This window comes from Thermoplasmata archaeon, assembly GCA_038729465.1.
Taxonomy (GTDB): domain Archaea; phylum Thermoplasmatota; class Thermoplasmata; order Thermoplasmatales; family ARK-15; genus JAVRLB01.
Window position 1 is genome coordinate 40,031 of sequence record JAVYRZ010000003.1, and the last position, 26,519, is coordinate 66,549.

The 26,519-nt window shown below is 35.4% G+C and carries 27 protein-coding genes; 12 read left to right on the forward strand and 15 right to left on the reverse strand.

Annotation, left to right across the window (positions count from 1 at the left end):
• The 11 genes from QXQ25_01645 to QXQ25_01695 all read right to left on the reverse strand — a co-directional run bounded on the left by QXQ25_01645 (window position 1) and on the right by QXQ25_01695 (window position 12,443).
• Window positions 1–1,650, reverse strand: a complete 1,650-nt coding sequence (locus QXQ25_01645; GenBank protein MEM0160409.1) for a type II/IV secretion system ATPase subunit — start codon at window positions 1,648–1,650, stop codon at window positions 1–3.
• A 21-nt stretch (window positions 1,651–1,671) separates the two neighbouring features.
• Window positions 1,672–2,511 (reverse strand): hypothetical protein, encoded by an 840-nt coding sequence (locus QXQ25_01650; protein ID MEM0160410.1) that lies wholly within the window; start codon window positions 2,509–2,511, stop codon window positions 1,672–1,674.
• 156 nt (window positions 2,512–2,667) lie between these two features.
• Window positions 2,668–5,250, reverse strand: coding sequence for a valine--tRNA ligase (locus QXQ25_01655; GenBank protein MEM0160411.1), 2,583 nt, complete (start codon window positions 5,248–5,250; stop codon window positions 2,668–2,670).
• 56 nt (window positions 5,251–5,306) lie between these two features.
• Window positions 5,307–5,621, reverse strand: coding sequence for a 30S ribosomal protein S10 (rpsJ, locus tag QXQ25_01660; protein MEM0160412.1), 315 nt, complete (start codon window positions 5,619–5,621; stop codon window positions 5,307–5,309).
• 32 nt (window positions 5,622–5,653) lie between these two features.
• Window positions 5,654–6,928: a translation elongation factor EF-1 subunit alpha gene (tuf, locus tag QXQ25_01665; protein ID MEM0160413.1), complete on the reverse strand. Its 1,275-nt coding sequence runs from the start codon at window positions 6,926–6,928 to the stop codon at window positions 5,654–5,656.
• Window positions 6,929–7,011: 83 nt separating this feature from the next.
• The gene (locus tag QXQ25_01670; protein MEM0160414.1) at window positions 7,012–9,216 is read right to left on the reverse strand and encodes an elongation factor EF-2; all 2,205 of its coding nucleotides are present in this window, start codon (window positions 9,214–9,216) and stop codon (window positions 7,012–7,014) included.
• Between the two features lie 24 nt (window positions 9,217–9,240).
• On the reverse strand, window positions 9,241–9,804 hold the full coding sequence (locus QXQ25_01675; protein MEM0160415.1) for a 30S ribosomal protein S7: 564 nt from the start codon (window positions 9,802–9,804) through the stop codon (window positions 9,241–9,243).
• A gap of 8 nt (window positions 9,805–9,812) precedes the next feature.
• Entirely contained in the window at window positions 9,813–10,241 is a 429-nt protein-coding gene (locus QXQ25_01680; GenBank protein MEM0160416.1) for a 30S ribosomal protein S12, read from the reverse strand.
• Window positions 10,242–10,505: 264 nt separating this feature from the next.
• Window positions 10,506–11,516, reverse strand: coding sequence for an HDIG domain-containing protein (locus tag QXQ25_01685; protein MEM0160417.1), 1,011 nt, complete (start codon window positions 11,514–11,516; stop codon window positions 10,506–10,508).
• Complete coding sequence (locus QXQ25_01690; protein MEM0160418.1) at window positions 11,513–11,941, reverse strand: hypothetical protein; 429 nt, start codon at window positions 11,939–11,941, stop codon at window positions 11,513–11,515. Before QXQ25_01690 ends, QXQ25_01685 begins: the two co-directional genes overlap by 4 nt.
• Window positions 11,942–11,948: 7 nt before the next feature.
• Entirely contained in the window at window positions 11,949–12,443 is a 495-nt protein-coding gene (locus tag QXQ25_01695; protein ID MEM0160419.1) for an ArsR family transcriptional regulator, read from the reverse strand.
• Between the two features lie 207 nt (window positions 12,444–12,650).
• Between QXQ25_01695 and QXQ25_01700 the strand changes: the two genes are divergently transcribed.
• The 4 genes from QXQ25_01700 to QXQ25_01715 are packed head-to-tail and all read left to right on the forward strand — an operon-like array spanning window position 12,651 to window position 15,619.
• Window positions 12,651–13,223: a CDP-2,3-bis-(O-geranylgeranyl)-sn-glycerol synthase gene (locus QXQ25_01700; GenBank protein MEM0160420.1), complete on the forward strand. Its 573-nt coding sequence runs from the start codon at window positions 12,651–12,653 to the stop codon at window positions 13,221–13,223.
• Window positions 13,223–13,909, forward strand: a complete 687-nt coding sequence (locus QXQ25_01705; GenBank protein MEM0160421.1) for a metallophosphoesterase family protein — start codon at window positions 13,223–13,225, stop codon at window positions 13,907–13,909. The genes QXQ25_01700 and QXQ25_01705 overlap by 1 nt, the downstream gene beginning before the upstream one ends.
• Entirely contained in the window at window positions 13,899–14,420 is a 522-nt protein-coding gene (gene pyrE / locus QXQ25_01710) for an orotate phosphoribosyltransferase (GenBank protein ID MEM0160422.1), read from the forward strand. Before QXQ25_01705 ends, pyrE begins: the two co-directional genes overlap by 11 nt.
• Before the next feature lie 5 nt (window positions 14,421–14,425).
• Window positions 14,426–15,619 carry a serine hydroxymethyltransferase gene (locus tag QXQ25_01715; protein MEM0160423.1) on the forward strand — a complete coding sequence of 398 codons (1,194 nt, stop codon included), beginning with the start codon at window positions 14,426–14,428 and terminating at the stop codon, window positions 15,617–15,619.
• Window positions 15,620–15,679: 60 nt separating this feature from the next.
• On the opposite strand, the gene ftsY is transcribed toward QXQ25_01715, so the two are convergent.
• Genes ftsY through QXQ25_01735 form a run of 4 tightly spaced genes read right to left on the reverse strand, consistent with a single transcriptional unit; the run spans window position 15,680 to window position 18,500 of the window.
• Window positions 15,680–16,612 carry a signal recognition particle-docking protein FtsY gene (gene ftsY, locus QXQ25_01720; protein MEM0160424.1) on the reverse strand — a complete coding sequence of 311 codons (933 nt, stop codon included), beginning with the start codon at window positions 16,610–16,612 and terminating at the stop codon, window positions 15,680–15,682.
• 2 nt (window positions 16,613–16,614) lie between these two features.
• Window positions 16,615–17,028: a prefoldin subunit alpha gene (gene pfdA, locus QXQ25_01725; protein MEM0160425.1), complete on the reverse strand. Its 414-nt coding sequence runs from the start codon at window positions 17,026–17,028 to the stop codon at window positions 16,615–16,617.
• On the reverse strand, window positions 17,029–17,256 hold the full coding sequence (gene rpl18a / locus QXQ25_01730; protein ID MEM0160426.1) for a 50S ribosomal protein L18Ae: 228 nt from the start codon (window positions 17,254–17,256) through the stop codon (window positions 17,029–17,031).
• The gene (locus tag QXQ25_01735) at window positions 17,253–18,500 is read right to left on the reverse strand and encodes a phosphoglycerate kinase (GenBank protein ID MEM0160427.1); all 1,248 of its coding nucleotides are present in this window, start codon (window positions 18,498–18,500) and stop codon (window positions 17,253–17,255) included. Before QXQ25_01735 ends, rpl18a begins: the two co-directional genes overlap by 4 nt.
• 134 nt (window positions 18,501–18,634) lie before the next feature.
• Between QXQ25_01735 and QXQ25_01740 the strand changes: the two genes are divergently transcribed.
• The 8 genes from QXQ25_01740 to QXQ25_01775 all read left to right on the forward strand — a co-directional run bounded on the left by QXQ25_01740 (window position 18,635) and on the right by QXQ25_01775 (window position 26,392).
• A complete protein-coding gene (locus QXQ25_01740; protein MEM0160428.1) occupies window positions 18,635–19,174 on the forward strand; it encodes a hypothetical protein in 540 nt (179 codons plus the stop codon).
• A gap of 46 nt (window positions 19,175–19,220) precedes the next feature.
• Window positions 19,221–20,417, forward strand: coding sequence for an acyl-CoA dehydrogenase family protein (locus tag QXQ25_01745; GenBank protein ID MEM0160429.1), 1,197 nt, complete (start codon window positions 19,221–19,223; stop codon window positions 20,415–20,417).
• 6 nt (window positions 20,418–20,423) lie between these two features.
• Window positions 20,424–21,215, forward strand: a complete 792-nt coding sequence (locus QXQ25_01750) for an electron transfer flavoprotein subunit beta/FixA family protein (protein ID MEM0160430.1) — start codon at window positions 20,424–20,426, stop codon at window positions 21,213–21,215.
• Window positions 21,167–22,219 carry an electron transfer flavoprotein subunit alpha/FixB family protein gene (locus QXQ25_01755; protein ID MEM0160431.1) on the forward strand — a complete coding sequence of 351 codons (1,053 nt, stop codon included), beginning with the start codon at window positions 21,167–21,169 and terminating at the stop codon, window positions 22,217–22,219. The genes QXQ25_01750 and QXQ25_01755 overlap by 49 nt, the downstream gene beginning before the upstream one ends.
• A 118-nt stretch (window positions 22,220–22,337) precedes the next feature.
• Window positions 22,338–24,239, forward strand: a complete 1,902-nt coding sequence (gene tgtA, locus QXQ25_01760) for a tRNA guanosine(15) transglycosylase TgtA (GenBank protein ID MEM0160432.1) — start codon at window positions 22,338–22,340, stop codon at window positions 24,237–24,239.
• A 29-nt stretch (window positions 24,240–24,268) separates the two neighbouring features.
• Window positions 24,269–24,910: a hypothetical protein gene (locus tag QXQ25_01765; GenBank protein MEM0160433.1), complete on the forward strand. Its 642-nt coding sequence runs from the start codon at window positions 24,269–24,271 to the stop codon at window positions 24,908–24,910.
• Window positions 24,907–26,163 (forward strand): tRNA pseudouridine(13) synthase TruD, encoded by a 1,257-nt coding sequence (gene truD / locus QXQ25_01770; GenBank protein ID MEM0160434.1) that lies wholly within the window; start codon window positions 24,907–24,909, stop codon window positions 26,161–26,163. The genes QXQ25_01765 and truD overlap by 4 nt, the downstream gene beginning before the upstream one ends.
• A 70-nt stretch (window positions 26,164–26,233) precedes the next feature.
• Complete coding sequence (locus QXQ25_01775) at window positions 26,234–26,392, forward strand: hypothetical protein (protein MEM0160435.1); 159 nt, start codon at window positions 26,234–26,236, stop codon at window positions 26,390–26,392.
• The last annotated feature ends 127 nt before the right edge of the window (window positions 26,393–26,519 follow it).

Below are 26,519 nucleotides of genomic sequence, written 5' to 3' on the forward strand. Positions count from 1 at the left end.
TTACCTAACCTCCGCCAACTCTTTAGAAATTGCATCGTAAAGTGCGAGTGGATCTTTATAATAGTTGGTAATGACAGCCCAAATATCCCTATAATCGTCTATATCTTTCTTATATATATACTCAAGTACTTTTGTTCTTCTCGCAAATTCTTGTTCCATTTCATCATAAGTCCAGTTTTTTAGAGCCATAATCTTATCAAAAAGATAACTGTGACCTTTGTATATATATGTATCATCTTTCTGGTTCCACTCAAATACCACGTTGGTAATTAGTTCTTCAGTTTCAGGTTCAAATCCTACGATTTCTACAACCTCTTTAATTCTTCTAACTACATTATCTTTAACTTTTGTATGTGTTAAAATAATTACATTATTAAGTGCAGTCATCAATATTCTGGGGCAACTTATGGGCGGATTTTCGAGCCTGTGAATCATCGCCTTGACAGATTCAGCGTGCATGGTAGAATAAGTAGTATGTCCGGTAGCCATCGCTTGAAACATTGTATATGTTTCTTTGCCTCGCACTTCTCCTACTATAATATAATTTGGTCTCTGCCTTAATGAAGCACGAACAAGATCATACATATCTATTTCTCCCGCTGATTTGCCTGCAAGACTGCGTTCTCCAGTACCGCTTCTTGTGGTCCCTGGTATCCAGTTTTGATGTGGCAAGTTAATTTCTCTAGTGTCTTCTATACTCACTATTTTTGCAGAGGGAGGTATAAACATCGTGACAACATTCAGCGTGGAAGTTTTACCAGCTGCAGGACCTCCAACTATAATCATAGACTCTCCGATCTCTACACCCAACCATAAATATGCTAATAAATCAGGTGAAGCTGTGCCAAATTTCAATAAGTCAGTAGGTGTAAAAGGTCTCTCTTTATATCTGCGAATTGTAAAAGTACCGCCACGGGTAGTGACCTCTCGACTGTATGTTGCTTGAACCCTGTGCCCTTCTATTGTAGTGCCATCTAATATAGGTTCAGAGACAGAAATTTGCTTACTGCAACGCTGCCCTAAATATACAATAAATGAATTCAATTCATTATCATCTTTAAACATTAATGAAGTTTTAATAGATCCGTATTTCTTGTGAAATATATATATCGGAACTTTGACCCCATCACAAGATATATCTTCTATCTCTTCATCCATAATCAAGGGATCTATCTTCTGATAATTGATAAAGTTTCTAACTATATAATACATAAGCTTTTGCTTGCTGAGAGCATCTATTTTTATGTCTCTCGACTCTAAAAACGTGGATACAGAATCTTTTAAATATCTCTCTTTGTCTTTTATGGAGGTAATAAACCATTCGTATTTAATGGTCTTTTCAAGAGTTTCACTGACATCTTTCACTAATTTTGCAGTAGCGTCATTGAGAGGTGGTTCAATAGGTTCATAAATATATTCATACTCTTTTTTGTTATATAATATTCTTGCAAAAGTAAATGGTCTTATGATAGGATATATTTCAATTATATCAAATACTTCTGGATCTACAGGCTGAATTGGTGTAATCACGCTACCTTCCTCTAAACTTCCTGCAGATTCTTTAACTCTTAATTTACTTTTGTTTATATTTCCGAATATCCGTGATCCAATGTTTTCGAAGAGATTTTCTTTTTCGCTCGCTTTTTGCATATAGATTATGTCCCCCCTAACTTATTGAGTAATTGTAACATACAAATAAACGTTTAACACTGTAACCGATACTACATTTGTAAATTCTAACTTGTTTGAATTTAAGGTATTTGTATTAACCTGATTGCTACTAGCGATACTTTTATAGTATTGTAACATTGCAGCATTAAAAGTAGTGTTGAAAGTAACATTTAAATCTTGGTTTGACAAAGAATATACATTTTTCTGGGTTCCGAAGAGTGTGATCTCTATACCCCTCGTATCTGTGCCAGTCACGACATTTGAAACACCATAAATATGCTGCATTACAAAGCTCAAATGCACACCACCATTACTATTTGTCGCACTGAAATCACTGCCAACCAAAATCACAGATGCATTGTTCTGAGCGAGATTGGTGCGCACTAATGCACCGTTAAAGTAAATAAATGACTCAGGAACATAGTATCTGTTTGGTGCTATAAATTCAATAGAGCCACCGGCATATAGATTGACAACTCCTATATTTGAGTAGTAGAAAGAAATGTTCATAAACTGAGTTGAAAGATTTTGAGCATAAGGATTTATTTCAAGTTCTCCCACAGTCTGCTGTGCAAAAAGCGGAATACCAGGAGCTCCCATGGTAACTGGAGCATAGGTAGAGTAATTTAGGTCGTTTGTAATCGTAAGCATGTCTACTTCAGTTCTGATCTGCGAGAATTGACTAAGTACTTGCATATCATGCTGTTCTTCATTGGTTTTCATATACACAGGTACATACTGTGTAACAAATGTAGATAAAAGTGTTATAAATAATAATAATGAAAACAGCGTACCTACAACCGATGCAATACCCTCTTCTTTATCATATACAATCTTCATTAATAAATCATCTGCCTCATCTTTGTACAGCAATAAATATAGCTAATCTCTATATAAACTTTATTGAGCAAGATACTTATTTTTGTCAGATTGTTTATATTCATTATTTGAGAAACTTCTCGATTTTGTATAGGTCAAGGATTATATTAAATTTCTTCAATCTTCTATATAAATTATGCCTTTTGAAAACTCAATCGTTGCTACAGCTTTCCCAAGGTATGTTTTCTTTGCAGTCACTGAAATATCAGAGACTGAAATTAAATGATCATAAAACATATATCCATTCTTAATCTTTTGATAATATAATGCAGGATCAGAATTTATTAAAGATACAAATTCTTGAGTGCGATCTTTCAAGATGGGTCCCAACAATTTAAGATTTGGCAAAATCTGTGTGATCTCCTCTTTTAAATCTGCATTTTTCACCATGTCTAAATTTTTAATGTGCAAAGTTTCTCTTAATACATGGATAATATCTGGGTGGAGAGGTTCAGATATTATATGCACAGATTCTATGGACTTGGATAACGGATATCCATTGTCGCTTTTCCAGTGCCTCAGTTTTGATACTAGTTCTTTGGCAAGCTCTCCATCTTCTCGCGCATTGAGATCTTCAAACACAGGGTCAGGCCACCTGCTTTTGTGAATAGATTCCTTATTTTCAAATTCTCTGTATAATTCTTGATATATCTCTTCTGTAACATGCGGTAAAATTGGAGCAAGCATTTTTAAAGTACCTAAAAACACGTTGTAAATGGTGTCTTGTGTATTTTTATCATTTCTGATCCTGAATTTTATCATTTCTATATACTGATCAGCAAGTTCATGCCATAAAAAATTCTCTAATATTCTGATAGCTTTGTCATAACGATACTGATCCATGAATTCTGTAACGCTCTTTACTAAACTGCTGTACTTATCTATGATCCAGTTGTTAATCAAATCGGATTTTGTAACTGGTGACGGATCTGAGACATTCAGTTTTACAAAGTTGGCAATATTGAATAATTTTAAAATGAGCCTATTTCCATGCGTTATCTCTTTAAGCCTGAATGGAGTATCTTCACCTAGAGTACATTGAGCAGTAAAATACCTGAACGTGTCTGCTCCGCTTTCTTTAATTATTTCCAATGGATTTACTACATTACCCCAAGAAGTATGCATAGGTCTGCCGTCAGGAGCTAGAATATGACCATCTATGAAAATATCAGACCATGGCTCTTTTCCGGTCAAAATTTTGCATCTATATAAGCTGTAAAAAGCCCAGGTTCTTATAATGTCATGTGCCTGTGGTCTGAGGCTCATCGGATACATATAATCGAAATTTTGAGATCTGAACCATTCTGTATTGTAGAGTGGGGATATCGACGAATCCATCCAAGTATCAAAAACGTCTTCCACGCCTTTTAAAGGCGCATTGCATATCGGGCAATTTTCAACAGTGTATGGTTCTACGGTCGGATCAATATTAGACTCTCTCTTTTTCAATTCTTCAATATCAGGGAAGAAATAGTGCCCGTTTTCACATTCCCATGCTGGTATCGGTGTTGCAAAATACCTATGCCTGGAAATGACCCAGTCCCAGTCTAGGCTATTGATCCACTCTATCAGGCGTACTTTCATAAAGTTAGGGTACCAGTTCAGTTTCTCTACGCTTTCAAGCATCTCTTTTTTGAAACTGAGAGTTTTTAAGAACCACTGTTTTTTTTGTATGATCTCTATCGCAGTGCCACATCTCCAGCAAGTGCCAACAGTCTGTTTTATATTCTCCTGTTTTAGTATTAACCCTTGTTTTGATAGATCTGATATAATCTGAGCTCGAGCCTGTTCTATAGTCAATCCTTTATATCCAGAAAGTTCATTCATTATGCCTCGATCATCAAAAACCTCAATTAATTCAATCTTATATTTTCTCACAAATTCCAGATCTGATTTGTCTCCAATAGTGCAGATCATCATTGCCCCAGTGCCAAACTTTGGGTCTACAGAAGAATCTGCCACCACCGGAACTTTCTTATTATACAGGGGAGTAACAACATTTTTTCCTATAATGTCTTTATATCTTCCATCCTCAGGATTTACGGCAATAAGTACGCATGCAGATATGAGCTCAGGTCTAGTCGTGGCAATCAACAGGTCACGATCATCAATCTTGAATTTTATATAATTTAATTTTGAATCTCTCTCAAAATAGTCTATTTCTGACTCAGCAATGGCAGTATTGCATCTGGGGCACCATGTTATAGGATACTCTTTTCTATAGACCAGATCTTTTTGAGCCATCTCTAAAAATGTAAGCTGGGTAATCTTGCGATAGTAAGGCGCGTCAGTCTGATAATAAATGCTAGAATCCATCGATTCTCCTAATATTTCAAACTGCTCTATCATAGAGTCAATCATTGAATTTGCAAAGTTTTCACATAATTTTATAAATTCATGGCGGTCTGTTTCTGTCATCTTAATATTATATTTTTTTTCTACATTTACTTCTATCGGCATACCGTTTACATCAAAACATAATGGAAAAAATACATTAAACCCTCTCATTCTTTTGTATCTTGCAATAAAGTCTATGTGTGTATAATGCACTGCGTGGCCTATATGCAGCGAGCCGCTTGCATATCTGGGTGGAGTATCTATACTGTAAACATTCTTGTCTGTTCTGTCAAATTGATAAATATTATGCTCTTTCCAGTATTTTTGCCACTTCTTCTCGATAATGTGCAGATCAGTATTCATAAATCTGGATAATGCACATAATTTAAAAACTTTTTTATTACGGTAATTAAAAAAGCTTACGATTTAAGTTCGATCTCTATATGTATTCCATCCGGGATCTGAATTCTCATTAACTGCCTCAATGCTCGCTCATCTGCATCGATGTCCATCATTCTCTTGTGAATCCTCATTTCCCAGCGTTCCCAAGTTGCAGAACCTTCACCATCAGGAGATTTTCTAACAGGCACAGCCATTCTCTTTGTGGGCAGAGGTATAGGTCCAAAAAACTCAACACCAGTCCTCTGTGCAATTAATTTAATCTGTTCACATACATCTTCTACTTTTTTATATTCTGTTCCAGACAAAAGAATTCTTGCTTTATATAAAACCATCTAAATCACCAAAAAAATTAAAAAAAAAGTTTTTATAACTCTTTTTTAACAAAATCCAAACAGAGTCCTGCAGCAATGGTCATACCCATATCCCTGATTGCAAATCTTCCAAGCTGCGGGAATTCAGAAGATTTTTCAATAACCATAGGTCTCGTTGGTGTGACTTTTACTATTGCAACATCTCCTGCTTTTATAGTATCTGGATGCTCTGCCTTAGCAGCACCAGTTCTTGGATCTAAAGTCTTTACTAACTCGGAAATTACACAAGCTACCTGTGCAGTATGCGCATGAAATACTGGTGTATATCCTGCTGCTATAACGCTAGGATGTGTCAATACAACAATCTGCGCAGTAAACTCAGACACCACAGTTGGTGGATGATCTGTCTTTCCGGCAACATCTCCTCTTCTGATATCTTTTGAGGCTATGTTTTTTACATTGAATCCTATATTATCTCCAGGCTCAGCTTTCTGCATTGGTTGATGATGCATTTCAATACTCTTGACTTCTCCTACTTTGTTGGATGGTAAGAATATTAAGGTATCATTCACTTTCAATACTCCTGTTTCTACCCTACCAACAGGTACAGTTCCATGACCAGTTATAGAATAAACATCCTGTATAGGTATTCTTAAGGGTTTATCTATAGGCTTTTCAGGAGGTTTCAAAGCATCAAAAGCATCTACTAAAGTAGGTCCTTTCCACCATGTTATTTTGTCAGAGTGCTTCACTACATTATCTCCATAAAAACCACTGATAGGCAAGAATGGTATATCTTTGTATCCTACTGATTTTAATAATTTTTCAAGCTCTCCTTTTACCTCATTGAATCTTGCTTCACTGTATGGTGGGGTTGTTGCATCTATCTTGTTTATTGCCACAATTAAATTAGGCACACCAAGTGCACGAGCCAAAAATATGTGCTCTTTAGTCTGTTCCTGCACTCCTTCTTTGGCAGAAACGATCAATACTGCAGCATCTGCCTGAGAAGTACCTGTAATCATGTTCTTTACGAAGTCTCTATGCCCCGGTGCATCTATGATCGTAATGTAATAGTTCTTAGACTCAAATTCTCGATGAGCTACATCTATAGTAACTCCTCTCTCTCGTTCTTCTTTGAGCCTGTCCATTACCCAGGCAAACTCAAATGTAGCTTTTCCTTTTTCTTCAGCTTCTTTTCTATATTGTTCAATAATCCTGCTGTCAATTGCTCCCGAATCTAATAGTAATCTTCCAACAGTTGTAGATTTTCCGTGATCTACATGTCCGATGAATACTATATTTAAATGTGTCTTGTTTGATACCATTTTTTTCCCTCCAAGGGTTTTATTTTTTATTTATTTTTTAATTTATTAATTTACCAATATACAGTCGTTATATATATTCTTTTTTACAGCCCTGCATAATATGCTTCGTCATAAGGCTCGGGCTTTAGCCCTTTTCTCTCTCTGATCTTCCTTACAACCTCATTCATCAGTTCTCTGGGTACTTTTTCATAGCCGAAATTCTCTGTGGACCATAAAACTCTGCCACTCGTAGCTGATCTTATAGCCGAGGCAAATCCGAACATGTCTGCAACTGGTACTTTCGCTACTACCGACGTTTCATAATCCAGCTGCTGAATATCCAAAATTACACCTCTTCTCTGCTGTAATTCTCTAGTCACATTGCCGATCACTTCTGTGGGCGCATTGATAAATACCTTTTGAATAGGTTCTAACAGTACTCTTTCTCCCTGTACAATGGCTCCGTAAATTGCATTTCTTATTGCTGGTATTACCTGCGCAGGACCTCTATGTATACTGTCTTCATGTAACTTTGCATCCACTAACTTTAATTTGACACCATATAGTTTCTCGTTTGCCAACGGTCCTTTGACAACAGATTCAAGATATGACTGCTTGATCAGCTCCATTGTTTCATTTAAGTACTGAATACCCCAGGTCATGTCCAGTAATACCGTTGACTCTTTTATAGCTTCTATTCTTTTTGACTCTTCTTTGTCAAAGCCAAGGTCCTCGAATTTTTTGGCTAGAGCTTTTTTGTCTTTGAATCTATCTCCCTGCGGTAAATCTCCTTCAATCAATGCTTCTGTGATCTTTTCTTCTAAAGGTTCTGCAGTGATGTAAAACTTGTTGTGCTTGTTTGGAGACTTTCCCTCAAATGGTCCTCCTTTATGAGCTAAACTCTCTCTGTAAACTACAATCGGTTCTGATGTGTTTACCTCTACTTTGTAATCATTAATAATACGATAAAGCGTAATTTCTAAATGCAATTCACCCATACCTGATATCAGATGCTCTCCAGTCTCCTGATTTATTTCGATCTGTATTGAAGGATCTGCTTTACCAACCATTCTTAATACTTCTATCAATTTTGGAAGATCTTTAGTATGCTTTGCCTCAATTGCAATAGTAACTACTGGTTCAGAATAATGTTTCATTGCTTCAAAAGGTTCTAAATCACTCACTGAACTAACTGTAGAACCAGCAATGGCATCTTTCAATCCTATCAATGCTACAATATTTCCAGCAGTGATTTCTTCGATTGGTATACGATCTGCACCTACCATCAGTGATAATTGCTGAATTCTATACTGTTTACTGCCTAAACCACTTATATATAGTTCGTCACCTTTCTTTACAGTGCCAGAGAATACTCGGGCAACTGCAATCTCTCCCGCATGCAAATCTATTATTATTTTTGTGATCATCAATACGGCTGGCCCTTTCGAATTTGCACTTAACATGCTTTTAGCCACATCCGAGTTCAGATCGCCTTTCCAGATCTGCGGAATTCTGTATTTTTGAGCTTCTAAGGGTGTTGGCAAATGATAAATTACCATATCCAAAACTACCTTGTGCAGTGGCGATTTTTTAGCCAATGCATCCTGCTCTCCTTTCTGTACATAGTCATATATATCCTTGAAACTGATATTCGATTTTTTCATGTAAGGAATGCTTATTGCCCAATTGTTAAATGCAGATCCGAAAGCTACAGTTCCCTCTTCCACTTTTAATGTCCACACATTTTTAAACTCTGGCGGACAGTACATCTTTATTAACCTGTTTACATCCGTAATAATCTTTGCGAATCTTTTTTGCATGTCTTCCGGTCCTAGCTTTAGTTCATTGATCAATCGATCTACTTTGTTTATAAATAAAACAGGTTTTACTTTTTCTCTCAATGCCTGACGCAAAACTGTTTCAGTTTGCGGCATAACACCTTCTACAGAGTCAACAACCAAAATTGCGCCGTCTAAAGCTCTTAATGCTCTCGTTACATCTCCACCAAAATCTACGTGACCAGGTGTATCTATGAGATTTATCAAATACTCTTTACCTTCAAAATCATGGACCATTGATGCTGCAGCTGCATTAATGGTTATACCTCTTGCCTGCTCTTGCTCATCATAATCTAATACTAGCTGTTTCCCAGCAAGCTCTTCACTCATCATTCCTGCTCCGGCTATAAGATTATCACTGAGCGTGGTCTTTCCATGGTCTATGTGCGCTATTGTGCCTATGTTTCTTATCCTGTCAAGACTATTAATAATAGTCATTGCTTTCTTAATATTCTCTTCTTTACGTCCCAATATAATCACCTTTCTTAAAAAAATTTATCGTGCTGATGCGGCTACTCTCTCAATTTCCTCTTTTTTATTTATAGCAAAACTGCCCATTTCACGATTTGAAGCTTTCAAGATCTCGTCTGCTAAACAGTTTTCAATGCTTTTTGCATTTTTGAAAGAAGCATTAGTAGCGCCTATGGCTATGTTTCTTATGGCAAGATCCAATCTTCTGGAAGGGGATACATCCACAGCTTTAGGAATCGCGGCTCCGCCCATCTTAAGTCTCGTGATCTCTTCTCTCGGTGCTGAGTTTTGCAAAGCATCAATATATATCTGCAATGGATTCTTTTTTGTTTTTTCATGAATAATATCAAAAGCAGTTTTTACAACTCTGTACGCGCTCATCTTCTTACCGTTATATTTACCAGTTCTCATCATATCGTTTATCAGCCTCTCTACAATGTTCATGTCTTTCTTTCCTAAATGCTTTCTACCATACACTCCATGCGAATGCAGCACAAGCATGGGCCTGAGGCTGATATACTTTATTAAGCCTGGATCTGTAACAATAACATCTGAAGTGCTGTATTTTCCAAATATTAAAAATTCTATCATCAAGATCACCTTACAGGTTTCTCCTTTCTGCCTTTAACAAGCTCTAGCAGTGATATACCATTTACTTTAGAAACTTTAAATCTGACGCCCGGGATATCTCCTTTAGATCTGCCTAATCTGCCACCTATCCCTTCAATTACCACTTCATCATGCTCATCAATATAGTTTATTGCACCATCTCCTGGTGTAAAAGCGGTAACAATACGGCCATTTTTGATAAGCTGTACCTTTACAGCTTTTCTTATGGCTGAGTTAGGCTGCTTTGCCTCTATTCCAATCTTTTCGACGACAATAGCTTTCGCCTGCGGAGATCCTTCTAACGGATCACTTTTCTCTTTCAATCTGAGAACTCTTTTTTTGTAATATCTATTACTCCATTTTAGAGATTGACGACTTTTTTTCAATTTTCTGGCTGTATTATATCCATTGGCCAATAACATCACCTTTCTATTAAAGTAGTTGAGCCTAATTAGATACTAATATAAATACATTTTCTTATCCGGATGCGGTCAATCTTTCGTTGATAATTTAAAATTCATAAGTTGCCTGATAAATTATTTAAATAGGAAAACACAAGGATCTGACACGATTTTTGCACAAGGTAAAAGACCAAATAAGAGATAAACCAGCCAAAAGATATGTAACAGATAAGATCAATCAAATTGATGAAGATACTTATCAAGTTCTTAGATTTACACCTATTTTAAAGTGTCTATGTCTACACCTGTGATATCGCAGAGTTCTTTATGCAATTTTTCTATTCTTAAAGCCTCTGTAACCAGATTTTTAGAAATGTACGAATCTATGACCTTTTTTAAAGGCACTCTTTTCTGGCCACTAATAAGATTATCTGCATGCGCTACAATTTTTTCTTCTATGGTCTCAGGTATTAGAGAATAAGATACGCCTAACGTTAACGAACTATCGACATCTAAACCTGCCCCTATATGTCTCTCTACAATTTTTGCAACATCCTCCGGATAACCTAATTTCCTTACTATATTTGCGCCTATTATACCATGGTCCAGTCCGTTTGATTTAACACGCCCTATATCATGTAACATTGCCCCGATCTCAATTAACTTCAGATCGGCATTACACATTGCCCCGATCTTAACAGCTAGTTCTGTCACGGCCTCAGAATGTTTTATAATAGAATCAGAGGCACTCATAGCAATCAACACTTTTAAACCCTCACTTTTATTGTATATTTTTAAATTTTTACCTTTTTTTGTGGGAATTACCCTGTATTCTCCGTTAAACTTAAAATTTAGTTCTGCACCATTATGATATCTATCTAAAAATATTGCTAATGCCGATACCTCGCTGTGCGGCTGATTTGTGACAGCAACATTAAAATCTGCTTTTTCATATACTTCTCTAGGAACCTTCTCACTGCCTACTACCACTAATAGATCTCTCTCTTTTGGAACCTGATCAATTACCTTATCTAAAGGCAGTCCATACATTGTCAAATGCACAATTGTTCCATCAAATTCATCAAGTACTCTCCTCCAGTTCAATCCTGTGTAAATTTTAAAATTCCCACCAAATCTGGAAATCACACTATTTACAGATTTTTCAAGGCTAAGGTCTTTTGTAGAAACTAGTATTTTATCCGCTCCGAAGGTCCTTGATACTAAAGCAACATGCGTGGTGATTCTTTTATCTCTTTCTATTCTGTGGCCTAATCTGAGTATAGTGATCATAAATTATCATATTTAAAATGTTCTTCATGTTTCTTGAATTCAGTATCTCTTAATACAGAAAATAGGAGCATTAATGTTGCTAAAAAAGTTAAAATAGCAATGATAGCCGTATAAATAACAGATATTATGTCAAATTTTTGAAACATTAATATTAATATAAACAGATCCATTGTAATCAAAAGTCCAGATATGGTGTTTGCTATGCCGGCAGACAATTTCAGAATATTTTTCAATCTGAGTTCATGCCACACTAGAAATAGAGTTGCTAGTACCGTTATTATGAAAATAGAGGCAATGTAAATGAAATTGTCATAATGTGCCAATGGATAGACTATAAAGTAAAAAAATAATATGATTACACCATAAAGTATACCGGCACTTAATCCCAGATATTCTTCAGCAACCAATTTTAATCGATTGAACATAATAAACTCACTTTAGTTTTTCTATATTATGACCTTTTAGAACAAGTTTATTTGATCTCTGGATAACACCTTTTAAAAAGTTAGGCGATATTTTTAAGCTATCTGTTACAGACCCAATATACAATGTAGATTTTTCATCCATTAAATCAATCACTTTTTTCTCATATTTTTCTATTTCCTTATCAGAAATATTTGCTACGTACAAAACGTCGGCAAGATCGTTAATAGCAAGGGTTAATGTAATCTGCACATGGTTATAATAACATTTATAACTTTTTACTGGACCCTGTGGAGTGTTTACCCACTGTACCTCTGCAATTTTGATCTTTTCTAAAAATAATACTGCATCCTTTCCTTCTTCACCATACTTTTTCTCAATCTCTTCTATGGTTCTCCAGTCTGTAGAAAGCTCTTGAAATACCTCTTTTTTTATGTAAGTATTCGCAAGATTCAATATAGATACTAGATCTGAAGGATCATCTATTACTTTTATCCTGTTCATAACTAACTGTATTGTCAATCATTGATATATATTTTTATCTTTTATCGCTGAAATCATGAATAAAATTACGCGCTATACTATCTGATTTGCAGATAAAAATTGGAGATATCTATGGCTATAGTATAAAGTACAGAAATTTGAGTAGATCATAATATTGAAATTGCTTACAAAAACATAATATATTATTTTAAATTATACTTTTTTGTAATGAGCGCATTGATAAACGCCTTGATCATAATATTGAGGTCTATATGGTTTATACTTCCTGCATATGTAGCTAATCCAATGGCAGTGTTGGCACACGGCACTAAACCTATCGATTTTAATAAACTTTTTATTGATGGCCAAAGAATATTTGGAAAAGGAAAGACATGGGCCGGATTTTTTGTTGGAGCAATTTCAGGTATTGTGTTTGGGCTGATACAGAATACGGCAGGAATGTTGTTTCCAAATCCAGTATTTCCAGCATTTAGCCAGGATATTGTGACTGCGATAATTATAGTTACGCTGTTATCTGTGGGGTCTATGACAGGAGATCTTACAGGCTCATTTATAAAGAGAAGACTAAAAATGGAGAGTGGCGCAGAGGTTATTGGAATGGATCAATATCCTTTTCTGCTTTTAAGCCTTTTATTTTTATATCTGGGCAGCACCTATTTTTTCATGCACTATCTATTTAATATCATAGCGTTATTAACGCTTTTTATTTTTACGCCACTCATTCACAGATTGGTGAATATATTGGGATATAAAATCGGAAAAAAGGAGGTACCTTGGTGATGAATAATAGAATATTAGTAATATCGGATATACACGCAAATTTAGAAGCTTTAAATGCAGTTTTGGAAGAAGAGTTTGACCACTTAATAGTACTTGGAGATCTTACTGATTATGGGCCTAGCCCAAACGAAGTGATAGAAAAAGTCAGAGAAAACGCAGATTTTGTAATTATGGGTAATCATGATTATGCTAATGCATTTAATTATGATTGTTTCTGTTCTTACCAGTTTAAAGAGCTTAGCACTAAATCTAGGGCATACTTCAAGCCACTTATTACCTCAGAAAATTTAGAATACCTGAAATCTCTAAAATTAGAGATATATGCAGAAAATATATACATGGTGCACGCATCCCCAGAAGACAAACTTTACAAGTACCTTAAGCCAGAAATCTCTGATGCAGATCTGAAAAATGAAATGATGAAAGTAAATAGAAATCTAATTTTATTGGGACATACACATCTTCCCATGCTCCGGCATATAGAAGGAAAGACAGTGCTGAATCCGGGCAGTGTTGGGCAGCCCAGAGATTCAGATTGGAGAGCATCTTATGCTATAATAACTGACAAGATAGAATTAAAAAGAGTTAAATATGATATAGATACTACAATAAATAAATTAAAAAGCACAAAATTAGAAGAACCAATAAAAATGAGGTTGATAGAGGTGCTAAAAAATGGAAAGTGATCTAAAAAAGCTGCTAGTAGCCTGCAATGCAGTACAGTTTGGAGATTTTACACTTACATCCGGAAAAAAGAGTAATTATTATATTAACATAAAAAAAGCTACTACAGATCCAGTTATTTTAAGTATCATAGCTAAAGAGCTCGCCAAATTCGTAGATTCTGATAAAATAGCAGGAATAGAGTTGGGTTCGGTACCCATAGCTGTGGCGGTGGCGCTTGAAACTGGTAAAAAATTTTTGATAGTTAGAAAAGAACCTAAAGGACATGGCACTAATTCTATGATCGAGGGGGATTTTGAGAAAGGAGAAAGAATTACAGTAATTGAAGATGTTACTACCACTGCAAATTCTGCACTTCGGGCAGCTAAAATTCTGAGAGATGCTGGAGCTGTTGTTGACACAATATTAACGGTCGTAGACAGAGAAGAAGGAGGAGAGCAAAATTTAGAACCTGAAAAGCTGAAATTAATGCCATTGATCAGAGCGAAGGATCTGTTGAAATTAAGGAAATGATAGGTATGAATAATATATTAAGTATAGTTAGAAAAAATGATGAATGGCGCAGGAGTTCTATAAACTTATTGCCATCTGAAAACATGGTGAGCCCGAAGGTACTGGAAATATTGGGATCAGATCTGGCAGGTCGTTATTCTTATAAGATAAATGATTATGTCCATAATGTTTACATTGAAAATGCATATAGAGGCACTGGTTATTTTGAACAGATTTTAGAATATGGAACAAAGCTGGCAAAAGAGCTCTATGATTCAAAGTATATAGAAATCAGATCTATTGGAGGCCATATTGCGGCAATGAACATGCTGCTTTCTACGACAAAGAAAGGTGACCTTATTTACACAATCAGTTCTGAAAATGGTGGCTATGATGGATATATGCCCAATTACATGCCAGATATGTTTGGATTGAAAGTCAGGTTTATACCTTACGATTCAAAAAGTGCAAAGATAGATTATGACCGCTTTGAAAAAGAGCTCAAAAAGCACAAGCCAAAACTTGTAATATTGGGAGCAAGTTATTTTCTGTTCAGCTATGATCTAAAAAGAGTGAGGGAAATATGCGACAAAATAGATTGTACTATTGGTTATGATGGTTCACATGTGATGGGATTAATTGCAGGAAAATCATTTCAGCCAGAGGTTTTGAAATATGCAGACATACTTATCGGATCGACGCACAAAAGTCTATTTGGGCCACAGGGAGGAATAATCGCCACAAACAACGAATCGATATTTCATAATGTAGAGAATAACATAGTGTGGAGAACCATGGACAACTATCATTTGAATCGTGTGGCGGCACTATCGCAGACACTGTTTGAGTTCAAAAAATTTGGGAAAGAGTACGCGGCTCAGGTAGTTAAAAACAGTAAAAGACTGGCAAAAATACTGGATGAACAAGGCTTTAATATTGATTTTGCGCCAGAATACACAGAGTCTCATCAGATCAGTTACAGCCAGAATTTCGTGAATGAACAATTAAAGTTGAGCATAGACGACTTTTCAAAAAAATTAGAACGCTCAAACATAATCATTGATTCAGTAGGAAGGCTAGGTACTAACGAGATCACAAGAATTGGAATTAATGAGAGAAACCTTGATGAGCTGGCAAATCTCTTTATCTCTTCCATATCTAAAAATGTAAAAAAAGAGGTTATCGAGTTCAGGTCAAAGTTCAAGATCAAGTATTGTTGACCTCTTCACTATTTAACTGGTACTTTCATACTATTTCTTGTGAAAGTAGGACTTTCCGCATTAAGTGTTAAAAATATGGTTGATAATCCATTTAGGGTCAAATTCAATCAGGTCCTCATAGTTCTGGCCAGTTCCTAAAAACAAGATTGGCTTATTTAGAGTCAACACAATGCTGATTGCGCTGCCACCTTTAGCATCAGTATCGATCTTTGACAATATTATGCCATCTATCCCAATCTCTTCATTGAACAGTTTTGCCTGGTTGATTGCATCGTTGCCTGCCAGAGCATCACCTACAAAAATAGTAAAATCAGGCTTAGCAACTCTTTTAAGTTTTTTCATTTCATTCATCAGATTTTTATTGGTCTGCATTCTGCCGGCAGTATCTATCAATACAACATCTCGAGATCGAGAGACTGCGTGTGAAATAGCGTCAAATGCAACAGCTGCAGAATCACTACCATGCTGATGCTTGATCAATCTAATGTTCAATTTTTCAGAATGAATCTCTAGCTGTTCTATAGCTCCTGCCCTAAACGTATCGCTTGCTGCTATCACTACACTGTACCCCTGCAAAGACAACCATTTTGCCAGCTTTGCGATAGAAGTAGTTTTTCCCGTACCATTTACACCCACAAATAAAATCTTTAAAGGTTTGGTTGAAGACTTAACATACTCTTTAAAATTGAACTTGTTTTCATTAAAAATGTCAAAGATAGTCTGCTTCAACAGTTCTGTAAAAGTGCTTTCCAGATCTAATCCTCTCTTAAATTTCTTATTGGCTATGTTTTCCATAAGCTTCTTTTTAAGCGCTTCAGCAGCGTCATAAGCAACATCTGCATCTATTAGGCCAAGTTCCAAATTATCAAGATATGAGTTCAACTTATTTCCGGTTATCTTTTTCCCAAATCCATCTGTAAAGGCATCTTCTGGAAGCTCTTCTTTAGCTTTCTTGCTAAATAACCCTAATTTCTCTTTTAGTTTTTCAAACATTTTCAATCATTTTTCTGTGCAGATTTATAATATTTATTAACCTTATCTGACAAAGCAAGATATTGATCCCTGCTGTTAATATATTCTTCCTGCAATTGAGAATTAATGGCGGTTAGATCTTTTATTCTCTGGTCCAGTATTTCTATTGTCTTCTCATAGTTATTTTCTGTTAAAACATTTGAGCCGATGCTTGTAATCGCTTTTTTATACTCACTCTTATTGCAAAATATAAATGTATTTGCACCTATTGTGATCAAAAGATTATTTTCATCTGTTTTTAACAATGTCTGAATGGTCTCTTTCGCTTTAGTATGTTCTTGCATGTTGAGATTCAGATACTCCATCTCTCTTTCTATGTCTTCAAGATGCTTTTTCAATAATTCTAATGTGTTTATGCTCTCTTCTATGTTTTCCATTTATTTTTCACCATGCTTAATATCGTATAATACTTTGGGGTCTTTAGACTCCGATACATTGGTAACTTCTTCTATTTTCATAGCTCTTCTCTTCACATTGTGGTAACTGCCCATAATTGCAAATACTTTATCTATTGCCTTATTTTTAGAGTCTGCTACCACATCTTTTTTAAAGTTTACTAATTTTCCTTTTGCAGTATATGTTCCAAATACTCTATATATTTTCATTTACCGATCACCTTTTTTTCAAATATCAATTTTGATTTTTTCAAAGCTTCGATCACAGGCAAATCATCTCCAGCTAAAAAGCTGATTAAAGCTCCGCCACCTACGCTTATATGATCAAATTTTCGGTTCAATCCCATCTTTGATATTGCGGATATAGTATGCCCTCCACCTGCTACCTTAAATGCGTTAAGTTCAGATATAGCCTTGAAAACCTCTTCAGTACCATCCGAAAATTCAGGAAGCTCATAGACACCTAATGGGCCGTTTAATATAATACTTTTTGCATCTTTAATTATATTCTTATAATTATCAATGGTTTCTATACCAATATCCATGATCTGTTTTGAATCTTCAAGCTCTGAGACATTTATTTCCAATCTTTTACCTTCAGCACTTATTGCAAAATCTGTGGGCGTAACAATTTCATAATTTTTAATGATCTCTTTTGCAACACTCACAAGTTTTTCATAATTTCCAATCTCTTTGTTTAAGACCTCTTTATTGATAGGGCCCACGTCTATACCTTTTGCAATTAAAAAAATATTTGCTACCAGCCCACCAGTTAAAATTTGGTCTACAATTTTATGTTCCAGCATATTTTTTGCAACTTTAATAGAATCATCAGCTTTTGCACCTGCAAACAACGCTATTTTAGGATGTTCTTGAAACTCCATAAATTTAGTAAGCATTGTAATCTCTTTGTCCATCAACTTTCCAGCCAGCATAGGTACCTCTTCTGCAAAGGCTACAAGAGTTGGTTGCGGGCGATGTACTGCGGCAAAAGCATCGTTAACCAGATAGTCCATATATGGCGCCAGTTTTTTAACAATATTTGATTTTTTTTGTACTTCTAACGGTTCGTTTGCAAGAACTACCTCTTCAGCATAAAATCTAGTATTCTCTAGCATCAGGATGTCCCCCGGCACTAGTTTTTTTATTTCATCTATTACTCTAGAATCGAACAACCCGTCTATATACTTTATATCTCTTTTAAGCAATTTAGCAAGGGCAAGAGAATGCTGATATAATGACGTAAAATCTTTCTTTCCAGGCCTGGACTGATGTGCAATAATGACGACTTTAGAATGGTCTAGAGCTCTTATAGTATCCAGATGTGCTTTAAATCTGGAATAGTCCATAATATCTCCAGTTTTAGGATCAATAGGTGAGTTTATGTCTAATCTTAAAAATATAGTTTTACCAGTAAGATCAAAATCATCCATAGATAGATATGACTTTACCATAATTGTATATCTCATTTATACATATATTATTTTTGATACTCTTTTTAAATCTATAGGGGTAAAAAAGAAAAACATTTATATAGTTCTGAAATAATATCTGTCTGACAAAAATATGACATGGTGTGGTGAGAAAAATGGTAAAAGGATCTGCACTAATAAATATGGTAGAGTATGTGGAAAAGAAAAAAGGAATTAATGGATTAGAGATACTACACAGTGAAGTAAACAAGGAAAATTTAATATTTCCTCAACTGAAAAATATAAATAAATCTGATGAATTTTCAGCACGATATTTTGAAAGAATGCTTAATGCCAGCTTAAAATCTTTAGGAACTAGCGAAGAAACCATTCACGATTTTGGGTATTCTTATGGTAATGAGACTGGTCTTGGGTTTGGATCTAAAATGTTAAAATTAGAATCATCTAAAAGAATAGTTGAGGCTATTACATCCAGTTTCAGTAAATATATGCCTCTATTTAAAATCAGGGCTGAAGATCTCAGTGAAACTACCTTTATACTGAAAATTTCAAATTTAAGTAGTAAAGAACAGAGATTGTTTGTGTCAGGCTATTTTGACTCTTTATTATCTAATTTTTCGAAGAAAGTTCAGAAAAAGGAAGAGGACAAAGAGAGTGAAAAAATAATAACTCTACGGTTCATACAAAATTTATGACAATTGTTATATATTTCTTTTCTATTACCTTTCTCGGTGTATATAGATGAAAGATTATACTTTTACAGAAGAGCAAGAAATGATCAGGGAAAGTGTTAGAGATTTCGCGCAGAAAAAAATTGCACCGATATCCTTAGAAATGGAGCATACAAAAAGAATACCAGAGGAGATAATTAAAGGAATGGCAGACTTAGGACTTATAGCGTGCACTGTTTCTCCTGAATACGGTGGCCAAGGTTTTAATGCCGTAACAGCAGGAATTATTGCTGAAGAACTGGCCAGAGCGGATATTACAGGTTCGATACCAGTATTTTACTTGATACAGGCAGCATGGGGTCATCTTTTTGATAAGTATGGAACTCATGAGGCTAAATCTGAAATTCTTCCAAAAGTAACTAAGGGTGAAAAATTTTTGGGAATTGCAACCACAGAATCTGATGCAGGATCTGATGTGGCAGGAACAAGGACTACCATTACCAAGAAAGGAGATGAATACATCGTAAATGGGGAAAAGATGTATATAAGCGGAGTTAGAGAAGCAATAGAAACAGATGGAGGACATATCACTGTAGCAAAGCAGAACCCTGAGCTTGGAGCTAGAGGTATGACATTGTTTTATCTGCCTTTGAAACAAAAGGGAATTACGCCAACGTATGTAGATGATCTTGGAAGAGAAGGAATTACAACGGGCGGATTTTCGGTTGATAATGTAAAAATCCCGAAAAAATATATTATTGGTCAGGAAAACAAAGGATTTTATTTGATACATGAAGGCTATGAGTATGCAAGAGGATTTATTGCGGTTATATGCGCAGGAGCAGGTTTACAGTCGCTTGATAGAGGAGCCAAGTACCTGAAAGAGAGAAAAGCATTTGGGCTTCCTTTAGCAAGATATGAAGCTTTACAGTTCAAACTTGCAGAGCACTATACAAAGCTGAATTTTCTCATGGAAAGTTCATATAAAGCATTATGGACACTGGATCAGGAGAGCATCGGAAAAGCGAAGAGATTTGACTCCAGCAAAGCTATAGCAATGGCGAAAATGTTTGCTTCAGAATGGTCCACAGCAGCGATAGATGAAGTGATGCAGTGGCAGGGAGCTTTTGGATATACGAGAGAGTGTTTAGATCAGGCTGCATACAGGGCTGTTCGCTCGTTTGCGTGGGCGGAGGGAAGCAAAGAGATAATGAGAGTAATCGTTAGCAGAGAATTACTTGGAAAAGAGTATATAGCATATAAGTGATCAGTTATGGATATTTTAGTATTAGTAAAACAAGTGCCAGATACTACAGAAGTCAAAATTGACCCTAAAACTGGGAACATGATCAGAGAAGGTGTGCCCAGTATATTGAACCCGTTTGACCAGTTTGCGTTGGAAGAAGCAGTAATGATAAAAAATAAGCTAGGTGGTACTATAACAGTTATTACTCTCGGCCCGGATCAAGCTAAAACTGCATTGATGAGATGTTTAGCACTCGGCGCAGATGTTTCAATACACCTTTCAGATTATGCATTTGCAGGTGCAGATACGCTTGCAACGTCATTTTCTTTGGCCAGCGCGATCAAGAAAGTGGGAAAATACGATCTTATATTCACTGGACAGATGGCTCAAGACGGTGAAACAGGACAGGTAGGACCAGAGATAGCAGCAATGCTGGATCTACCACAGGCTACTTATGTGGAAGAGATAAAAGATATAACACCGGAGAAGATTATAGTTAAAAGTGATACGGATGAAGGTTACAGGATCATGGAATTGAAGTTACCGGCGTTAATAGCGTTTTTACCCCCAACCTCTTTTGAATATTCGAATCCTTCTATGAGTGGCATAATAAAAGCCAAATCGAAGCCTTATTCATTGTGGAAACAGGCAGATCTCAATGTTCCAAGAGAAAAATGTGGATTGAAAGGATCTCCGACCAGAGTCTCAAAGATTTATTCACCTACCCAAAAAACTAAAGGTGTAATATTTACAGATAATATTGAAGATGCTTGCAAGAAGGTAGCAGAGGCTATAAAAGAAAAGAAGGTGGTACAGTGATAGAAGATTTTAAAGGCATTTGGGTCTATGCAGAATACGATCAGACTAAAGTTAAAAGCGTTACATTTGAGCTGTTGTCTAAATCTCTGGAATTAGCATCTATTTTGAATGAAGAGGTAAGCTGTGTATTGATAGGTGCGGATGTTAAAAAGTTCGTTCCAGACCTTGCAGCTTACGGTGCTACCAAAGTATATCTAGCAGAGGATCCTAATCTGAAACTTTACAGTTCAGAAGCATACGCAAAGATCGTTACAAATTTAATAAACACATACAAGCCATCCATAATCTTAATCCCAGCAACAAAACTGGGCAGAGATCTAGCTCCAAGAATATCCGCATCAGTAGGAACAGGATTAACTGCTGATTGCACAAATCTGAAAGTACTTGACAAAAACTTAGTGCAGGTCAGGCCTGCTTATGGCGGAAACATTATGGCTGAAATCATTGCACCAAATCATAGGCCGCAGATGTCGACAGTTCGGCCAAATGTATTTAAGAAAATAGAGCCTATGTCTGGTAAAACAGCAGAGATAGTACAAATGCCAGTAACTCCAGATATGCTAAGCATGAGAGCAATTGTCAAAGAGATAATCAGCACCTCTGTTGCCGGAGTTAAGAAGTTAGACGAATCAGATATAATTGTTTCAGTTGGCAGAGGTGTAGGAACTACTAAAGAATCTCTGGTAGATGTTCAGCAACTTGCAGATTTGCTTGGTGCAGCTATGGGTTGCAGCCGAGTAATTGTAGATATAGGATTAATGCCTAAAACCGCGCAGATTGGGCAGAGCGGTATAACAGTATCTCCTAAACTATATATTGCATGTGGAATATCTGGAACTATCCAGCATATCGTAGGTATGAAAGAGTCTAAGATGATCGTGGCAATCAATAAAGATCCTAACGCCCCAATATTCAATATTGCAGATTATGGCATAGTCGGAGATGTACATACAGTAGTACCGGTATTGATCGAAGAGTTAAAAAAGGCCCTAAAAAACAATTAAATTTTTTAATATTTAAAATGACTTTGTCAGATAATCTATAAAAAAGATTGGTTTGGCAAGGTCTTTTAAAAACATTTTTAAACTATATTGCTTTTTGTATCTGTGGAGTTGCAGTTTAATGCTTGAGTTATTAGAGAGAGATGGATTAGCCAGGATATGCAAGTTCAGTGTGAATAATAAAGAGGTTGAAACACCTACATTAATGCCCGTGATAAATCCTGGTAAGATAGTGATATCTCCCAGAGACATCTATGAAAAATTTAAATTAAAGTCGATAATTACAAATTCATATATAATCTACAACAACAATGATCTTAAAGAGAAAGCGCTAACACAGAAACTGCACAAAATGCTTGATTATCCTGGCATAATAATGACCGATTCAGGGACTTTTCAGGATCATGTATATGGCAATCTAGAGCTTGACCCTCAAAAAATATTAGACTTTCAAAGAGAAATAGGGGCAGATATAGGAACTATTCTAGATATCTTTACAGAACCTGATTTCAGTAGAGAACAGGCATTGTCTGCTATTGAAGAAACGGCAAGGAGGGGAGCACAAGCACTAAAAATCAAAGGAAATATGAAGCTGGCGGGAACAGTACAGGGATCTGTGTATCTAGATTTAAGAGAATATGCAGCCCAGAAAATGAGTGCTTTGGAATTTGATTATTATCCTATAGGCGGAGTAGTTCCGCTGTTAGAATCATACAGGTATTCTGATATTGTTGATATATTAATTGCCTCAAAATTAAATTTAGATCCCAGCAAGCCAGTCCATCTATTTGGTGCTGGCCACCCCATGTTTTTTGCGATGTCTATATTGCTAGGGGTTGATTTTTTTGATTCTTCATCATATATAAAATATGCACGCGATAACAGGTTCTTATTTCCTGATGGCACAAGGGAACTGAAAGACATGAAATATGTACCTTATTATTCTCCCGTTCTCGATAAATACGAAGTTTCAGAACTGGCCCAAATGCCATATGATGACCGCGTAAAGCTAATCGCAGAACATAATCTGTTCATATCGGTGGAAGAGCTTAACAGAGTAAAAACTGCAATATTTGAGCAAAGCATATGGGAATATGTTGAAGAGCGATCAAGGTCTCATCCAGCACTCTATTCTGCATTGAAAACCCTGAAAAAGTATCAAGAAAAACTGGAAAGATTTGAAAATTTGAGCAGGAAACATGCCTATTTTTATACAAGTATAGAATCTTTGAATCGCCCTGTTATATACAGACTTGATAAGAGAATTAGATCGGAGTTTCAAAACGAAAAAACAGTAGTGGTGCTAAACCAGGAAAATATTGATAAAATGAAGCAATACATAGAAACAGCTAATGCCACGTTTTTGGTGCATACACCTTTCGGTTTTATACCATACCAGTTAATGAGTATTTATCCTATTTTACAGTCTTCTTTTCCAGATTATCCAGATAAGATAGACAACTTAAAGCATATAATGGATTCATGGGATTTAGATACATTGATATCCCGTTTAAAGAACCCGGATGATCCTATTGGAGATGAGTTTATTACTGAACACAAAAAAGATCTAGATATAGAGAAAATAAGAGCCATTGTAGATTATCAATTTGGCAAATATTCAAGCAATGCGCTTTTTAATGGACCTGTAAAAATTGTGAAAAGCAAAAATACTGGAATGATAAGAACTGTATTTTTAGATGATAAACATATATTATCCATGCGCAATGACGGTTTTTTTACTTTAAAATATGAAGCTGGAAAATTACTTCATGCGTATTTTAAGTATCCAAAGTTGAGGATCGCAGTGTCCAAAGATTCTGCAGAGTTCAACATGCTAGGAAAAAACGTTTTTGCCAGATTTGTAGTAGACATGGATCCGGACCTGATACCATATGATGAAGTCTTGATAGTTGATCCAGATGATAATTATATAGGGGTAGGAAGAACTTTTATGAACAAGACAGAAGCGCTGAAATTTAAGAAAGGCATGGTTGCAGAAGTGCGTGAAACAAATAAAAAGTAATAAATAGTAGATCCTATTCATAATGCTATATGATTGATGTGTATGTGTTAGTTTCAACAATAATATCTTTTATATTTGCGATCTGGATATTTGAGAGATATATAAAAAACAAAAAGCCAAAAAATCTATTTTGGGGTATAGGACTTATTTTTATGACCCTGGCATTTTTAAGTATGTTTTATGCTCAATATTATTCATGGAACATAGATCTTTACAAATTTTACAATTTTTCGAGTACGATATTAGTCTTATTATTAGGGCTTGGTACAATATATCTATTTAACAATCAAAAATTCAGTATGTACAGTTTGATCTATTCTGTTCTTGTAATAATCATATTTACAATAGTAAACTTTTCTGCAACTATAAATGCAACAACGTTGCTGTCAAGTACAGCAAATGCCATGCCAGCATATGTCACTGGTATAGGAATGTTATTGATAATTCCAGGTGCAATAGCACTTATATTGGGTGCATTCTATTCTGCTTACAGGCTTAGACACACAAAAAATGCGATAGTTTATAATTCCTTAATAGGATTGGGTGCGCTGGTATTTTCAGCAGTAGGTTCTGCAGCACTGATAAACAATTACGCGCTTTATTATTCGGGGCAGATGATAGGTGTAATATTGATGTTTCTCGGGTTTTTGAAGAGTATTGATATAATATGATCGATGAGGATTATATTGGAATTGGTGCATATCTTTCTCATACTAAAGGCATCGGCGGGAAACTAAAAAATAAAATTGAGGATTTTGAGGTGGAAGAAATACCTATTCCAGTACCAAGGGATTCTAATGGCAAGAATTTGATATTGTTAATCAAATTAAACAACTGGGAAACTAACCGTTTTGTCAATGAGCTATCTAAAAGGCTAAAGATAGGCAGAAACAACATCACTTTTGCAGGTACTAAAGATAAAAGAGCAATATCTACTCAATATTTCTGCATAAAAAATTTTGAATCTGATATCAACATTAATTTAAGAGATGTAGAAATACTCGAATCTTTCAGAACCAATATCTGTTTAGATTTAGGGGATTTGTACGGAAACAAGTTTAAAATCAAGGTCTCAGAATGCAATCCTGAATCCACATTAATAGATGGTACAATGGCTGAGCTAAAAGCTGGTTTTCCAAATTTTTTTGGTGTTCAAAGATTCGGATCATCGAGACCAATTACTCATATTGTGGGTAAATATATACTTCAGAGAGATTTTGAAAACGCAGTAAGACATTATGTGGGCATGAAATTCGACTATGACAAAGATACAGAAGCCAGATCTTATTTTTTTGACACTTTAGATGCTAAAGGTACTTTAAAAATGATATCTGAAACACTAGATTATGAAAAAGTGATGTTATACCATCTTATTGAAAAACCTGGAGATTATAGAGGTGCAATAGCAGCATTGCCAAGAACACTGAAAATGATGTTTATTCATGGATATCAGTCCTATTTGTTCAATAAGATACTTACCTTTAGGATTAAAGAGCAATCTATTTTAGAGCCTATGACTGGGGATGTTATAATACCGGTGAAAGATGGCTATCCAGATACAGACCGTGAAATTCCGGTAACTTTGGACAACATTGATACCATAAAAAAGAGAATTGAAGAGAAAAAAGCTTGGATTTCTGCAATATTATATGGTTATAACTCTGAGTTTTCAGGTGGAGAACAGGGAAGAATTGAAAAAGAGGTCATAGAGGCTGAAAATATATCAAAAGATATGTTCAAGATCAAAGAATTGCCAGAATTATCTTCTAAAGGATTTAGAAGGGCAATGTCTGAAAATTTTAAAAGTTTATCTTATGTCACGGACAACGATTATGCAGTTTTTAAGTTCTATTTGAACAAAGGGACTTATGCGACATCTTTAATGCGTGAATTTATGAAGCGAGATGGCATATATTTTTATTAGTAATAACAAATAAAAAATAGAAATGATTATATATGAAATTTTGATTTATGGAAATTGGAGGTAAATATCCATGCCTCAAAAAAAGAAAATCAACTTTGTGAAAAAGAAAGACTTGGATAAGTTGAAGAAGTATGAAGATATTGATTATATGATATCTGACAGCCTGGATGAGGATATAGATTCGAACGAGGATGAGGAGGAAAAAGAACAAAAGAATGATTGGGAATAAAATAGATTCAAAAAAAATCTGTTTTTAATCTTTTTTAGATTATATTTTATAATTTTTAACATTATACTCAACAATTTTTATTGATATATATTAGCAAATACCCGTCATATATGCCAAAGTTTGACAT